General features: G+C 68.1%; 12 protein-coding genes, 3 tRNA genes and 1 rRNA gene. 7 read left to right on the top strand and 9 right to left on the bottom strand.

Features of this window, described 5'->3' with window-relative positions; genetic code table 11:
• Nucleotides 1–265: 265 nt before the first annotated feature.
• From FNF32_RS12170 to aceB, 5 genes are all read right to left on the bottom strand, one after another.
• Nucleotides 266–342: transfer RNA gene (locus FNF32_RS12170), tRNA-Met, on the bottom strand.
• Between the two features lie 76 nt (nucleotides 343–418).
• Nucleotides 419–533, bottom strand: a 5S ribosomal RNA gene (gene rrf, locus FNF32_RS12165).
• Between the two features lie 126 nt (nucleotides 534–659).
• A complete protein-coding gene (locus FNF32_RS12160; RefSeq protein ID WP_221930725.1) occupies nucleotides 660–1034 on the bottom strand; it encodes an NAD(P)-binding protein in 375 nt (124 codons plus the stop codon).
• 117 nt (nucleotides 1035–1151) lie between these two features.
• A complete protein-coding gene (locus tag FNF32_RS12155) occupies nucleotides 1152–2759 on the bottom strand; it encodes an isocitrate lyase (RefSeq protein ID WP_131675032.1) in 1608 nt (535 codons plus the stop codon).
• A gap of 110 nt (nucleotides 2760–2869) precedes the next feature.
• Nucleotides 2870–4492 (bottom strand): malate synthase A, encoded by a 1623-nt coding sequence (aceB, locus tag FNF32_RS12150; protein ID WP_143796668.1) that lies wholly within the window; start codon nucleotides 4490–4492, stop codon nucleotides 2870–2872.
• Nucleotides 4493–4614: 122 nt separating this feature from the next.
• Here aceB and FNF32_RS12145 point away from each other — a divergent pair, with 122 nt between their 5' ends.
• Nucleotides 4615–6051 (top strand): helix-turn-helix domain-containing protein, encoded by a 1437-nt coding sequence (locus FNF32_RS12145; RefSeq protein ID WP_131675034.1) that lies wholly within the window; start codon nucleotides 4615–4617, stop codon nucleotides 6049–6051.
• Here FNF32_RS12145 and FNF32_RS12140 read toward each other — a convergent pair.
• Both FNF32_RS12140 and FNF32_RS12135 read right to left on the bottom strand, forming a co-directional pair.
• Nucleotides 6032–6544 (bottom strand): isoprenylcysteine carboxyl methyltransferase family protein, encoded by a 513-nt coding sequence (locus tag FNF32_RS12140; protein ID WP_131675035.1) that lies wholly within the window; start codon nucleotides 6542–6544, stop codon nucleotides 6032–6034. The two genes, FNF32_RS12145 and FNF32_RS12140, sit on opposite strands and share 20 nt — an antisense overlap.
• Entirely contained in the window at nucleotides 6537–7622 is a 1086-nt protein-coding gene (locus tag FNF32_RS12135) for a type III polyketide synthase (protein ID WP_131675036.1), read from the bottom strand. The genes FNF32_RS12140 and FNF32_RS12135 overlap by 8 nt, the downstream gene beginning before the upstream one ends.
• 182 nt (nucleotides 7623–7804) lie before the next feature.
• On the opposite strand from FNF32_RS12135, the gene FNF32_RS12130 reads away from it, so the two are divergent.
• Together FNF32_RS12130 and FNF32_RS12125 are read left to right on the top strand one after the other, a co-directional pair.
• A complete protein-coding gene (locus tag FNF32_RS12130; RefSeq protein WP_131675037.1) occupies nucleotides 7805–8476 on the top strand; it encodes a DsbA family protein in 672 nt (223 codons plus the stop codon).
• Nucleotides 8477–8694: 218 nt separating this feature from the next.
• Nucleotides 8695–9072, top strand: coding sequence for a hypothetical protein (locus FNF32_RS12125; RefSeq protein ID WP_246087821.1), 378 nt, complete (start codon nucleotides 8695–8697; stop codon nucleotides 9070–9072).
• A 93-nt stretch (nucleotides 9073–9165) separates the two neighbouring features.
• Here the strand turns inward: FNF32_RS12125 and FNF32_RS12120 are convergent.
• Nucleotides 9166–9241 (bottom strand) — tRNA-Val (locus FNF32_RS12120).
• A 122-nt stretch (nucleotides 9242–9363) separates the two neighbouring features.
• A complete protein-coding gene (gene phaZ, locus FNF32_RS12115) occupies nucleotides 9364–10731 on the bottom strand; it encodes a polyhydroxyalkanoate depolymerase (protein ID WP_131675038.1) in 1368 nt (455 codons plus the stop codon).
• Between the two features lie 95 nt (nucleotides 10732–10826).
• Between phaZ and phaC the strand changes: the two genes are divergently transcribed.
• The 4 genes from phaC to FNF32_RS12095 all read left to right on the top strand — a co-directional run bounded on the left by phaC (nucleotide 10827) and on the right by FNF32_RS12095 (nucleotide 14881).
• Nucleotides 10827–13394 (top strand): class I poly(R)-hydroxyalkanoic acid synthase, encoded by a 2568-nt coding sequence (gene phaC / locus FNF32_RS12110; protein ID WP_131675039.1) that lies wholly within the window; start codon nucleotides 10827–10829, stop codon nucleotides 13392–13394.
• A 130-nt stretch (nucleotides 13395–13524) separates the two neighbouring features.
• Nucleotides 13525–14001 carry a Phasin gene (locus FNF32_RS12105; RefSeq protein WP_131675040.1) on the top strand — a complete coding sequence of 159 codons (477 nt, stop codon included), beginning with the start codon at nucleotides 13525–13527 and terminating at the stop codon, nucleotides 13999–14001.
• Nucleotides 14002–14193: 192 nt separating this feature from the next.
• A complete protein-coding gene (gene phaR / locus FNF32_RS12100) occupies nucleotides 14194–14751 on the top strand; it encodes a polyhydroxyalkanoate synthesis repressor PhaR (RefSeq protein ID WP_246087822.1) in 558 nt (185 codons plus the stop codon).
• Between the two features lie 40 nt (nucleotides 14752–14791).
• Nucleotides 14792–14881 (top strand) — tRNA-Ser (locus tag FNF32_RS12095).
• Nucleotides 14882–15028 lie beyond the last annotated feature (147 nt).

The following is a 15028-nucleotide window of genomic DNA, read 5'->3' as shown; positions in this document are numbered from 1 at the left end:
CGCCATCGAGGACCTCATGCCCTGGCGCTTCAACCAGCCGTCAAGCATCGCCGCATAGGGCAACGACCTCGCGCTTACAGATGAGTGAGCGCGAGAGACAAACGCCGAAAGCCCCCGCGAGGGGGCTTCCGTGACGGCGGATGTTGGTGGGTGTTGTCGGGCGTTGCCGAGTGTCAAAATCCGGTTGCGGTGTTGATGTGGAATTTGGACATGCGAAAACCCCGCGGTGAGGCGGGGTGTAATAGTTTATTAGTGCGATAGAATTTGGTTGCGGGGGCAGGATTTGAACCTGCGACCTTCAGGTTATGAGCCTGACGAGCTACCGGGCTGCTCTACCCCGCGCCAGTTTGGTCCATGTCGGGGTCCCGCGGGGATGCGGGGTTGTCATCGTATCAGAGAGATCTGCGTTTCTTTCCAGGTCTGGCGGTGACCTACTCTCCCACGTCTTGAGACGCAGTACCATTGGCGCGACGGCGCTTAACGGCCGAGTTCGGGATGGGATCGGGTGTTTCGCTCGTGCTATGGCCACCAGACCGGGGAAGAAACGCAGCGTTTTCCCTTTCGGGAAGGTGTTGTCCAAGGATGCTTTGGAAGCGGCGCCTGGGTTCAGGTCTGCCGTCTTCCGGATCAAATCAAGCCTATCGAGCCATTAGTACCGGTCAACTGAACGCATTGCTGCGCTTACCCTTGACCGGGCGGTGGACGCGCACGTCGAAGGCCCGTTCGTAGGCCCGGTAATAGCGCGGGACCGCATCGGACGCCGGAACGGACCCCGAGGCGTCGGGATCGATCACGTCGGTCATCCGCATGCCGGGCAGGTCGTGGACCCGGTTGGCGGTGGCGAGGGTGAGCGACGGCCAGCGGAACTGCCAGGCGCCGCCCGGCCCGGGCGACTGGTCGAAGGTCACGAAGTCGCGGTCGGGCGAAAGGCCGATCTGGCGCAGGTGCCAGGCCGAGGACAACCCGGCCTGACCCGCGCCGATGACGGCGATGTCCACCTTGATCGCAAGGACGGGGCGGGCGGGGTCGGGCATGGCCGTGCCTTCCATGGCTGTCGCGGCACTATTCCGTGGCTGCGGCCGGACCTCAACCGCACGAACGAAAGCGCCGCCCCCGAAGGGACGGCGCAGGTCAACCAAGGTCTCGGCCGATCACTCGGCGGCGAACTGGTTCATGGTGTTCGCGTGGCCGCCCGCCTTCAGCGCGCGCTCGCCCGACACCATTTCCTTGAAGGTGTCGCCCAGGTCCGAGCCGACCTCGTGCTGGTGCTTCACCGCCGAGACGCCGCGGCGAATTTCCTCGCGCTGCACGGTCTTGACGTAGGCCAGCATCTTGTCCTCGCCGAAATAGCCGCGCGACAGCTCGTCCACCGACTTCGCGGTCAGGTGGAAGGTCGGCAGCGTGATGAGGTTGTGGAACACGCCCGCGCGGGCCGAGATGTCGGTCTGGAAGCGGGCCAGACGCGCGTCCGCCTCAAGCCCGATCTCGGACGCGTCGTAGTCGGCCTTCATCAGCTCGTTGCCTTCCGGGTAGTCGGCGGCCTGGATCTTGCCCTCGGCGATCCACTGGTCGCGCACCTGCTTGCGAAGGTTCAGGGTCCAGTTGAAGCTGGGCGAGTTGTTGTAGGTCAGCTTGGCGTTCGGCACTTCCTTGCGGACCTCGGCCACCATGCCGGCGATCTCGTCCACGTTCGGGGTGTCGGTCTCGATCCACAGCAGGTCCGCGCCGCCGTCGCGCAGGCTGGCGATGCAGTCCTCGATCACACGGGCGCGGCCGGTGCCTTCCTGGAACGGGAACAGGCCGTTCGGCAGGCGGACGGGTTTCACGAACTCGCCGCCCTGGAAGATCGCGAGCTCGCCTTCCTGGATCGGGTTGGCTTCGGTGATCTGCTCTGTCTTGAGCCACTTGATGTACTGGCTCGCAAGGTCGCCCGGGCGCTGGCTGACCGGCACCTTCTGGGTCAGCCCAGCGCCAAGGCTGTCGGTCCGCGCGACGATCACGCCCTCGTCGACGCCCAGCTCTTCGAAGGCGAGGCGGCAGGCGCGCAGCTTTTCGATGAAGTCCTCGCGCGGGACCGTGACCTTGCCGTCCTGGTGGCCGCACTGCTTGGCGTCCGAGACCTGGTTCTCGATCTGCAGGCAGCAGGCGCCGGCCTTGATGAGCTCCTTGGCCAGCAGGTAGGTCGCGTGTTCGTTGCCGAAGCCCGCGTCGATGTCGGCGATGATCGGGACGACGTGGGTTTCAAAGTTGTCGATCTGGTCGATGACCTTGCTGCGCTCGGCGTCCGAGCTCGCGGCTTTCAGCGCGCGGAACAGGTCGTTCATGGAGACTTCGTCGGCTTGGCGGAGCGAGGTGTAGATTTCCTCGATCAGGTCGGCGACGGCGGTCTTTTCATGCATCGACTGGTCGGGCAGGTGGCCCCAGCGGTTGCGAAGCCCCGCGACCATCCAGCCCGACAGGTAGACGTAGGTGCCCTTGGCGGTGCCGCGCATCCGCTTGACGGCCTTGATCATCTGCTGGGCGTGAAAGCCCGACCAGCAGCCGAGCGACTGGGTGAACTTCGACGCGTCGGCGTCATAGGCCGCCATGTCGGCGCGCATCACCACCGCCATCTCGCGGGCGATGTCCAGGTGGGTGTCCCAGGTGTTCTGCAGCCGCAGCTGCACGATGTCGTCGACCGACACCCCGCCGGCGGTCTGGCCGGAGGGGTAGCGGGCCGAGATCTCGGCGTGCAGGTCGCTGAAGGTCTTGCGGGGCATCGGTAGTCCTTTCGTGGGTCGATCAGTCTGGCGCGCATCGCGCGCGGTTGGTGGCAGGATAGCTGCGCCGCCAGGCGTTGACGGCCCGGCGACGGTCGTTGGATCGGTCGTCAGTCGAGCGCGTTCAGCAGGTCGTAGGCGGCCGTGGTGATGAAGTCGGGCAGGGTGTCGGCGGTCGCCGCTTCCTGCACGATGCGGGCGGCGCTGGCGTAGCGGCCGCGGTGGAAGCCGTTGGGCCCGAGCCGGTCGAGGATCGCGACGATCTCGGCCTGCACCAGTTCGCCCAGCCAGTCGGCGGTCAGGCGGCGCTCGCCGCCCTCGGTCAGCTCGACCGCCGCGCCGTGGCGGATCCACTGCCACAGCTGCGCGCGGCTGATCTCGGCGGTCGCGGCGTCCTCCATCAGGCCGTTGATCGGGACCGCGCCACGCCCCGAAAGCCACTGCGCCAGATATTCGATGGCGACCGAGACGTTGGTGCGGACGCCCTGTTCGGTGACGCGGCCCTCATGCGGTTTCAGCAGCATGGCGGGTTCGATGCGCCAGCCCTGACGCTGCTTGCGGATCTGGTTCAAGCCCGGCATTTCGGCGTCGAACACCTCCATCGCGACGGGGACGAGGTCGGGGTGCGCGACCCAGGTGCCGTCATGGCCCAGCTGCACCTCGCGCAGCTTGTCGGCGCGGACGCGGGCAAAGGCTGCGTCATTCGCGGCCGGGTCGTCCTTGACCGGGATCGCGGCGGCCATGCCGCCCATCGCGTGGATGCCGCGGCGGTGGCAGACCTTGACCAGCCGCGCCGCGTAGCCCGCAAGGAAGCCCCGGTCCATCGTGACTTCGGCCCGGTCGGGCAGCACATACGCGCCGTGCGCCCGTAGCGTCTTGATGTAGCTGAAGATGTAGTCCCAGCCGCCGCAGTTCAGCCCGGCGATGTGGTCGCGCAGCTGCCACACGATCTCGTCCATCTCGAACGCGGCCGGCAGCGTCTCGATCAGGACGGTGGCCTTGATAGTGCCGGCGGGCAGGCCCACGCGATCCTGGGCGAACAGGAACACGTCGTTCCAGAACCGCGCCTCGTCGTGGCTTTCGATCTTGGGCAGGTAGTAGAAGGGCCCGCGTCCGGTTTCCGCAAGCGCGGCGCCGTTGTGGAAGATGTTCAGGCCAAAGTCGAACAGCGCCGCCGACACCGGCTGGCCCGCGATCAGGACGTTCGCCTCGTGCATGTGCAGGCCGCGCGGGCGGACGATCAGGACGGCGGGCGCGTCGCCGACGCGGTAGGACTTGCCGGTGGTCGCGTCGTCGTGTTCCAGCGTGCCGTCGCGGTAGTCCAGCATGTTGGCGTGACCCGCGATGATGTTGCCGAAGCTGGGCGAGGTCGCGTCCTCGAAGTCGGCCATGAAGACCTTGGCGCCCGAGTTCAGCGCGTTGATCATCATCTTGCGGTCCACCGGCCCGGTGATCTCGACCCGGCGGTCCTTCAGCGCGTCCGGAACCGGCGCTGCTTCCCACATGCCCTGCCGGATGTCGGCGGTTTCGGCCAGATAGTCGGGCAGCTCGCCACGGTCGATGCGGTCCTGGCGGCGCTTGCGGGCGATCATGAGGGCGTTCAGGCGCAGCGAGAAGCGGCCCTGAAGCTCTTCCAGAAATACCAGCGCGTCGGCGGTCAGGACGCGATCCACGCCCGGCGCGTCGCGCAGGATGACGGGCGGAAGGCTGGTGGGCTGACGATCGAGCGGCATGGCGAATCTCCGTGACTGGATATTGTCACAGTAGTAATGTCAGCGAGCCGACACACGCGGCAACGGGTCAGCCTGTCACGATCCGTCAGTCACGAACGACCGTTTTGTAAGGATTGTCACGAATGGCCGAACGCTCGGAAAAGCTCATCGTCGGCCAGCGGCTCAAGGTTCTGCGGCGGTCGCTGGGGCTGACGCAGGCGCAGATGGCGGCCGAGCTCGGGGTGTCGGCCAGCTACATCACCCTGATCGAGGCGAACCAGCGCCCGGCCTCGGCCAAGCTGCTGATGAAGCTGGCTGAGGTCTATGACCTCAACATATCCGAGCTGTCGCCGTCGATCGACGCGCAGCTGGCGGCCGATTTCGGCGCGGCGGTGAAGGACCCGGTCCTCGACCTCGCCAACCTGCCGCGGACCGAGGTCGAGGCGGTGCTGCAGGCCTCGCCCCGGCTGGCCGCGGCCTTCGTGCGGCTGCACGAACGCCACCACGAATCCGTGCTGCGCCCCGATGACGAGGACAACCCGCTGGCCGACCGCGACAAGGTCGAGGTGCTGGCCGGCAGTTCGCGCCCGGTCGATGCGGTGCGCGGCTGGCTTTACGCGCGCCGCAACCACATCGACGAGCTGGACCGCGCCGCCGAGGGCATGGCGGAGGAGCTGAAGTTGCACCGGTCCGAGCCGCATCTGGCGCTGACCCAGCGCCTGGCCGGCCACAAGATCCGCGCCCGCATCCTGCCCGCCGACGTGATGGGCGAGCAGCTGCGCCGGTTCGATCCGCACAACAAGGAACTGATGCTGTCGGAACTGCTGACCCAGCCCAGCCGTCGTTTCCAGATCGGCGTGCTGCTGGCGCGGCTGGAACAGGAACCCGCGATCTCGCGGCTGGTCGAGCAGTCGGGGATCGACGACCCGGCGGCCGTGTCGCTGCTGCGCGTCAGCCTGGCCAACTACTTCGCGGCCGCGGTGATGATGCCCTATGCCCGCTTCCTCGCCGCCTGCGAATCCACCCGCTACGACATCGAGCTGTTGTCGCACCGCTTCGGCACCAGCTACGAACAGACCGCGCACCGAATGTCCACGCTGCAGCGCGAGGGGGCGCGGGGGATCCCGTTCTTCTTCGTCCGCGTCGATCGCGCGGGCAACATGACCAAGCGGTTCAGCGCCGGCCGGTTTCCGTTTTCCCGCTTCGGCGGGACCTGCCCCTTGTGGAACATCCACGCCGCGTTCGAGGCGCCGGGGCAGATGCTGACTCAGGTCATCCGCATGCCCGAGGGGACGAGCTATTTTTCCATCGCCCGCACGATCACGCGGGCAGGGGGCGTCCACGGATCGCCCGCGCAGCGTCTGGCCATCGGGCTTGGCTGCGACGTGGCCTATGCGCCGCGCCTCGTCTATGCCGACGGGATCGACCTTGGCCGCACCCGGCCGGTGGACATCGGCCTGAACTGCTACCTGTGCGAGCGCCCGGACTGCGCCGCCCGCGCCCACGCGCCCCTGAACCGCAGGCTCAAGGTCAACGAGCGCGAGCGCAGCCTTGCGATCTTCAACTTCGAGGCGTCCTAGGGGCGTAGAGCGCCGCGTTCTCGGCCCGGATCCGGATCGTCAGGACGATCGCGTTCAGGAACGAGAAAACGACCGCCACCCAGACAAGGCCCAGGACCAGCGGCGCGACCGCGATCTCGGCCACCACCAGCGTATAGTTCGGATGCCTGATCCAGCGGAACGGCCCGCGCCGCACCAGCGGCTCGCCCGTGACGATGATCCGCGTGGTCCATCGCGGCCCCAGTGTGGCGAGGATCCAGACCCGCAGCGCCTGCAATGCCGCGAACGCCGCCAGGAACAGCGGCTGCACCGGGTTGCCCCAGCCCGCCAGCGCGATGGCGGCAAGCCAGCTTGCGTGCAGCGCGACGATCAGCGGATAGTGCCGCGCCCCGTGTTCCACTGCGCCCTGCGCGAGCAGGCGGCTTGTATTGCGGCGGGCCAAAACCAGCTCCGCCAGCCGCTGCACGACCAGAAAGCCGATGAACAGCGCCGACGGCAGGACGGCGTCAGGCATCGACCGGCAGCATCGACAGCGTGAACCCGGGGCCAAGCGCGGCCAGCATCAGCCGTCCCGTTGGGCGCGTGGCAAGCACCTTTTGCAGCACGAACATGACCGTCGGCGCGGACATGTTGCCCGCCTCGCGCAGCACCTCGCGCTCGGCATCGAGGCTGCCGGGCGCAAGCGCCAGCGCATCTTCCAGCGCGGTGATGACCTTGGCGCCGCCGGGGTGGCAGACCATCCGCTCGATCGGGCGGTCGCCCATCGCGGGCAGGCTGCTTGCGACAGCGGCGGCGATCTCGGCCGTGACGAAGCCGGGGATCGAGCGGTCGAACACCACGCCCAGGCCTGCGTCGTCCACGTCCCAACCCATGATCTGCAACGTGTCGGGCCACATGTGCTGCGCCCCGCGCCCGACCACCGGCCCCCGGTCGGCGGGGTCCGAACTCAGCACCGCCGCGCCCGCGCCGTCGCCGAACAGCGCGGTGGCGATGATGTCCGCCTTTTGCATCCGGTCCATGCGGAACAGAAGCGTGCAGGTTTCCACCGCGACGACCAGCACCCGCGCGCCGGGCCGGGCCGCCGCGATCTCGCGCGCGATGGACAGGCCCGACACCCCGCCCGCGCAGCCAAGTCCGAACACCGGCACCCGCAGCAGCTCGGGGCGAAACCCCATCTCGACCGCCGCCCGCGCTTCCAGCGTGGGGGTGGCGACACCTGTCGAGGAAATGGTGACGACCGCGTCGATCCGGTCCGCGCTCAGCCCCGCGTCGGCGAGCGCGCCCCGGGCCGCATCCCGGAACAGGTCCATCGCGCCGGCGACGTAGGCGTCGTTCCGCGACGCCCAGCCGTGCGGCAGACCGAACCAGTCGAGCGGCACGACCGAATGGCGGCGGTCGATGCCCGCGTTCTCGAAGGCGGGAACCATGCGTTCGAACGTGGCGTATCGGGGGCCCAGCACCTCGCGCGCGCGGGCGACGACGTCACGCTGGACCAGCACGTTCGGTGGCAGCGCGGTTGCAAGACCCGTCAGCCGCACTTCGCATGTCGGGCGGGTCAGGCCCGTGGGGTTCGTGTCGGGATCGGCCGTCATGCTGCGCCCTCCGGCGTCGGGGACGGCTTTCCAGGATGCCGAACCGGGACATCTTTGCACCGGATCGCGGTGTTGTCACCCGGCGAGAGGCGGCCGGTGCCCCGCCGGCGCTTTCGGCCCGCCGCGCCCCGTGCGAGACTGGCTGCATGATGATTCATGACCGTTCAGGCAGCCGCCGCCCGATGACCCGTCGTCCTTTTATCAGTGGCCAGATCACCCGCCGCCAGGCGCTGGCCGGAGCCGCGGCCCTCGCCGGTACCGCCGCGCTGTCCGTGTCGATGCTGGGGCGCGCCGCCGTGGCGGCCCCCCGCGCCAACCCGATGCCGGACGAGCTGCGCCGCGCGCTGGAAGACGATCCGCGCGCGCCCGTCCTGGGCAACCCCCGCGGCAACGTCACCCTGACCGAGTTCTTCGACTACAACTGCAGCTACTGCCGCAAGATGCTGCCGACGATGCAGAAGCTGATCGCCGCCGACCCCGACCTGCGGGTCGTCCTGCGCGAGTTGCCGGTCTTTGGCGAGGGATCGTATTTCGCCGCCCGCGCCTCGCTCGCCTCGACGGGGCAGGGGCGTTACCCGGATTTTCACCGGGCGCTTCTGTCGATGCGCGGCCAGGCCGAGGAAGCGTCGGTGATCGCCACCGCGACCCGGATCGGTCTCGATGTGGCGCGGCTGCGCAAGGACATGGAGCAGGGCTGGATCGTGGACCAGCTCGCCACCACGCTGGAACTCGCCGACCACATGAGCCTGATGGGCACGCCGAGCTTCATCGCCGGCGACGAGGCGGTGTTCGGCGCGATGAGCCTGGGCGAACTTCAGGGGCTGGTCACGCGGGGGCGCGCGGCGCTGGGGTAGGGTTGCGGGCGACGGCGTCCGTGAAATCGAGAAAGGTGGAAGCGTTTTGTTTGTCCACTTGATGCGTTTTCCCGGTATTCCGCTTCGTTTACTAAACCCGCGAAATCCCAGGCACGAATTGCCGAGCATTGTCGGCATTCCATGATTGCTTTCGCTATCCGATTTGCGCCATTCACGCGCCGTGCGATCACGATGTGTGATCCGGTGCGAGGGTGGTTATGAAGATCAGTAATGCGTTTTATCTGGTAATGATCGCGGCGGTTTCGGCCTGCGCCTCATCGACCGTGCAGCCGATGTCCAAGGATACGTTCAAGATCGACACGATCGCGGCGCCTGCGTGCGGCCCGAACGGCGCAAGGAACGTCGCCTTCAAGACCGCGGCGATCGAGGTCATTCGGCGCGGGCATGACAAGTTCATTCTCGTCGGCGACAACTCTGACGAAAGCTTCTGGTCGGGCGACCACAAGCAGGGCATGATCGTGAAGGTCATTCCCGAAAACAGCGCCGAGGCGTCGAACGCGCTGTCGGCGCGCGAACAGCTCGGGTCCGACTGGCGGAAGATGCTGACCAAGGGCGCGCCCGTGACGTGCAGCTGAAACGCGGCTGCATGTCGGACGACGCGGAAGCGAGGCGTGCTGTTCGGCACAGGGCGCCTGCTGTGCGGTCTCGGGGGTCGCAGGGTCGCGGGGTGGTGGGCGGTGAGGGGCTCGAACCCCCGACATTTTCGGTGTAAACGAAACGCTCTACCAACTGAGCTAACCGCCCGCGAGCGGGGTTATGCCGTGTGGTGTCGGACGGTGCAAGCCGAGAGCCACCGGCATCCCCAAGCCGCCTTCGGCAGATCGCGGACGATCCCGCGGCCGTCGCGGCCACGGACCGCCAGCATCTCAGACGGCGATCTTGCGGTCGTCGTCGGGGCCGCCGGGGCGGGTGTCGCCGGGGGAATTGCTTCCCTTGCGGTGCCTGCGGGGCGGGCGCGGCTTGTCCTCGGCCTCGGGGTGATCGGGCGCGGCCGAATGCTCGTCCATGAAGTTCAGGACGAGCGGGCGGATCCGCAGCCGCCAGCTTTTCCCCGCGAAGATGCCGTAGTGGCCCGCGCCCGGCTCCAGGTGATGGGCCTTGTTCGCTTCCGGCACGCCGCTGCAAAGCGCCAGCGCCGCGACGCACTGGCCGGGGGCCGAGATGTCGTCGTCGGTGCCTTCGACGGTCATGATCGACACGTCGCGGATCGCGGTCAGGTCGACCGGGCGGCCGCGCACCGTAAAGGCGTTCTTCGCGACCTCGCCGTTCTGGAAGATGCGTTCGACGGTGGACAGGTAGAACTCGGCCGTCATGTCCATCACGGCCAGGTATTCGTCGTAGAACTTGTTGTGCTTGTCGTTTTCGGACGCGGTGCCGCTGGCCTCGGCGTGGATCTGGTCGGCGAATGCGCGGCCGTGCGTTTCGGCGTTCATGGCGATGAACGAGGAGAGCTGCGCGAGGCCGGGGTAGACCATCCGGCCGGCGCCGCGATACTTGAACCCGACCTGCTGGATCATGAACGCGTCCAGCTCGCCCATCGTGACGCGATGGCCGAAATCGGTAACGTCGGTCGCGGCGGCGTCGGGGTCGATCGGGCCGCCGATCAGCGTCAGGGTGCGGGGCTGCGCCTCAGGCGCGTCCTGCGCCAGCATCGCGGTTGCGACCAGCGCCAGCGGCGCGGGCTGGCAGACCGCCACTACGTGAAGGTCGGGACCGAGGTGGCGGATGAAGTCCACCAGGTATTCGGCATAATCCTCGACATCGAACTGGCCTTCGCTGACCGGGATGTCGCGAGCATTGGTCCAGTCGGTGATCCAGACGTCGCAGTCGGGCAGCAGCGACGTGACGGTCGAGCGCAGCAGCGTGGCATAGTGGCCCGACATCGGCGCGATCAGCAGCACCCGCCGCTCCATCGGGTCGCGCCGGGCGACGCGGAAGCGGACGAGGTTGCCGAACGGGCGCGCAAGCTCCTGTTCGACATAGACCATGTGGTCCTGCCCCTCGGCGCCCAGCACTGGCGGGATGTCCCAGTCGGGCTTCACGATCATGCGGCGGAAGCTGCGTTCGGCCACGCGGCCCCAGGCGCTGATCAGCCGGAACATCGGGTGCGGTGCCATCGCGAAGGCGGGGTAGGCGCCGAACGCGCGCGCGGTCGCGCCCATCCATTCGTTCGTGTTCCGAATGGTTTCCATCGCGTCGTAGGACGCGATGCCGCGAAAGCCCTTGTACATCATCCGGTGCCGGCCTTTGCCGTTTCGCGCCTTGCCGCGGGTTTACGCCCCGGCTGCGCCATGTCAATCTGATCTACAGCTACGGAGGAGACGCGGTCATGGCAAGCGATCACGACGGCGACCCGAAGAACGATCCGAAGCCTGATGCGGCGGTGCAAGGTGCAAAGCCGAAGGGCCGGGGGCGACGCGGCAAGGATGCCGCTGCCGCCTCGACCGGGGGCGACCGTGCATCCGGGGCCGCGACGCCGAAGGTGACGGCCGATGCGCCGCCCGCGCCGTCGGGGGACAATGCGACCGACGCCCCGCGGCCCGTCAAGCCCGCGAAGACCCCCGCGCAAAAGCGCGAGCCCGCCACGCGCGCCACGATCGCCGCCCGTTCGCGCGCCGCCGACCGTTCCGACCCGCGCACCGGCACCCGCAAGATCGCGGGCCGGCGCAAGCCGCAGGCCGGTCAAGGCGAAGGGCCGGTCAGCCAGGCCGACGCGCCCGCCTCGGACGTGATGGAGGGGCTGGACCTGAGCGCAGCGACCCCGCCGGATCCGGGCCGCGCGACCGAGGCGGACGCGCCTGAATCCGACAGCATGAAGCCCGACCCACGGCCCGTGCCCGACAGCACGACGGAACCCGACGGCACCCCGGACCGCGAAACCCAGGTGGATGCGCCGCCCTCGACCGAAATGGACGACGGAAAACCCGCGCCGACCGGCGACGGCCCGTCGCCGCATGTTAGCCAGACCGACGCGCCGGCGTCCGGCGACGTCACCGACAAGGCGCGTCGCAATCCGAAAGCCGCCCCGCCCGGTGACGCGGCGACACTAGGCGCGTGGGGCCACGCGACGACCGGCCCTTTGCCCGAGCGGATCGCCGAGAACATCCAGCGGATCGAGGATCTGGGCCAGCGCCTCGTCCAGGTGCTCGCCCGCAGGCCGACCCGTCCGTCGGGGATCGAAGGCCCCGGGCCTGATTTCTACGCCGCCGCCGCCAGTGGCTGGATGCGGCTTGCGGCCGAGCAGCCCGCGCGGCTGATCGAGCAGCAGGTCCAGTATTGGGGCGAGACGCTGCATCACATGGCGGGCGCCCAGGCATCCATGCTTGGCCGCGCACCCGTCGCAGAGGACGGCGGCCGCGACGAAGGCGAGGGCCGCGCCGCGACGGACAAGCGCTTCGCGAACCCGCTGTGGCAGACGAACCCGTTCTTCGCCTATGTCCGCGAACAGTACCGTATCAACGCCGACGCCATGCGCCGCGCCGCCGCCGACCTGCCGATCGAAAGCGCGGTCCAGCGCCGCCGGGTGGACTGGTTCACCGGCCAGATCATCGACATGATGGCGCCCACGAACTTTCTGGGTACCAACCCCGACGCGCTGGCCAAGGCGATCGAGACCGAAGGGCAAAGCCTCGTCCGCGGGCTGGAAAACCTGGTCGCCGATCTGGAACACGGGGGCGGCGACCTGGTCGTCTCGCTGAGCGACCGCACCGCGTTCTCGGTGGGCCAGAACATCGGCACCACGCCCGGCGTGGTCGTCCATCGCGACCCGCTGTTCGAGCTGATCCAGTACACCCCCACGACCACGGACGTGCACCGGGTCCCGCTCATCATCCTGCCGCCGTGGATCAACAAGTTCTACATCCTCGACCTCAAGCCGCAGAACAGCCTGATCCGCTGGCTCGTGGACCAGGGCTACACCCTGTTCGTCGTTTCGTGGAAGAACCCGGGCGCGGCCGAGGCGCAGACGGGGATGGATGATTACGTCTCGGCGTATCTCACGGCGTTCGACAAGGTGCGCGACCTGACCGGCGAGCGGCGGCTGAACGCGGTGGGCTACTGCATCGCGGGGACGACGCTTGCGATGGCGCTGGGGCTGCTGGCGCAGCAGGGCGACGACCGGGTCGCATCGGCCACGTTCCTGACGACGCTCACCGACTTTTCCGACCAGGGCGAGTTCACCGCCTATCTGCAGGACGACTTCGTCACCGGGATCGAGGAAGAGGTGCGGCGCACCGGCTATCTGACCGCGCGGCTGATGCAGCGGACCTTCAGCTTCCTGCGCGCCAACGACCTGGTCTGGGGACCGGCGGTGCGCCACTACATGATGGGCGAGGCGCCGCCCGCCTTCGACCTGCTGCACTGGAACAGCGACGGCACGAACCTGCCCGCGAAGATGCTGTCGGAATACCTGCGCGGTCTGTGCCAGGCGAACCTGCTGACGACCGAGGGTTTCCCCATCCACGGCCGCAAGGTCAGGCTGGCGGACGTGACGACCCCGCTTTGCGCCGTTGCGTGCGAACGTGACCACATCGCCCCCTGGATCGACAGCTGGCGCGGGGTGTCGATGATGGGGTCGGAGGACAAGACGTTCCTTTTGGCCGAGTCCGGGCACATCGCGGGGATCATCAACCCGCCCGGCCGCGACAAGTACGGGCACTACGTGGCGCACACGGACGAAGCCCGCGAGGCGGGCGCAACCCCGGCCCAGTCTGCCGAGTTGTGGAAGAACGCCGCGACGTTTCGACCCGGCAGCTGGTGGCCCGAATGGGCCCGCTGGCTGGCCCCCCGGTCGGGCGACATGGTCCCGGCGCGCGTGCCCGAAAACGGGCTTGAACCTGCCCCAGGCAGCTACGTTCGCGAACCTGCCCCAGGCAGCTACGTTCGCGAACCTGCCTGAGCCGAAATGCTGCGATGCAGCATGATTGTTGTTGAGATGCTGCGCTGCAGCATGCTAGTGCGACGGTGCCAGCGAAAGCTGTCCCCGGCGGACGCCGACCCGAAACGACTTTTCGCGCAGGAGCGATGACATGGCCAACACCCCCGACTTCACGAAAGCCTGGCAGGACATGCTGGGCAAGCTTCCCGTCGACAACTCGGCGATGGGCGACACGTTCAAGAACCAGACCGCGCTCGGCGAAAAGATGAGCCGCGTGGCGCTGCAGGCCGCCGAGCGCTCGACCGAGATCTCGGCTCAGTGGGCACGCGACGCGATCTCGCGCCTAAGCGAGCTGTCGTCCGCCAAGGACCAGCCGGCCGACTACGCCAAGGCCATGAGCGATTTCGCCACGGCCGCGTCGGACATCGCGCAGCAGCACATGGCGGCCTACGCCGAGGTCGCCAAGAAGGTCCAGATGGACACGGTCGACCTGATGCTGAACGCCGGCAAGGACGCGGCTTCGGACGCGCAGCGCATGGCCCAGAACGCGACCCGCGACGTGCAGAACGCCGCCCGCAACGTGACCCAGGCCGCGACCGACGCCACCAAGACGGGCGACAAGGCCTGAGCCTTTGCCTGTCGGGAACGACCATCGGGGCGGCCTTCGGGCCGCCCTTTCGCGTCCGCGCGCCGCGACTGACCCGATGTTTTCCTTTGCATTCCGGCAAAGCCGCTTTCATCATCGTTCCATGCAGAACGACACGCAGCCCAGCCGCCGCCAGCCCGGCACCCCCCGCCGGCCGCCGACGCCAAGGCCCCCCTGACGATCAAGCGCTACGCGAGCCGCCGGCTCTACAACACCGAGACGTCCGACTACGTCACGCTGGAAGAGATCGCGGCCATCATCCGCACCGGCCGCGAGGTGCGGATCGTGGACCTGAAGTCCGGCGACGACCTGACCCGGCAGTATCTGCTGCAGATCATCGCCGAACACGAAAGCCGGGGCGAGAACGTGCTGCCGGTGGATGTGCTGACCGACCTCGTCCGCAGCTACACGACGCAGGCGCAATCGGTCGTGCCGCAATTCCTCGCCGCCAGCTTCGAGATGCTGCGCGAGGGGCAGTCGAAGATCATGGAGCAGATGACACAGCTGAACCCGCCGATGGCCGCGATGCCCGGCTTCGACGCGCTGCAGCGCCAGCAGCAGATGTTCCTGCGCGCGATGATGGGCGGGTGGAAACTGCCCTACGGCACCACCGGCGCCGCGCCGGGCGACGAGGATGACGGGCCCGATCCGGCCCCCGCGCCCGGTGCCGACGATCTCACCACGATCCGCCGCCAGCTGACCGAACTGCAGGCGAAGATTTCCAAGCTCTGACTTGCACGCCGTTCCGCCGCAGGCTAGATCGCGCGGGCACGGACGGTTGGCCGAGTGGTCGAAGGCGCACGCCTGGAAAGTGTGTAGGCGGGGAACCGTCTCGAGGGTTCGAATCCCTCACCGTCCGCCACCTGCCCCAGCGAAAGCGTTCTACCCATCCGGTTGCGGACGGATTTTTCCGTTGTTTTCGAGGGTTATGCGGTAAGCGCCACGGCGCTCTCCTCCTGCCGCTGCTGATCTGATCGGTCCATTCTCCGCGGGTGGGCATGGGGCGGAG

The sequence above is a fragment of the Paracoccus marinus genome (assembly GCF_007018965.1).
Taxonomy (GTDB): Bacteria; Pseudomonadota; Alphaproteobacteria; order Rhodobacterales; family Rhodobacteraceae; genus Paracoccus; species Paracoccus marinus.
Note: the sequence above shows the minus strand (reverse complement) of the source record. Positions and strands in the feature narration are given on the sequence as shown.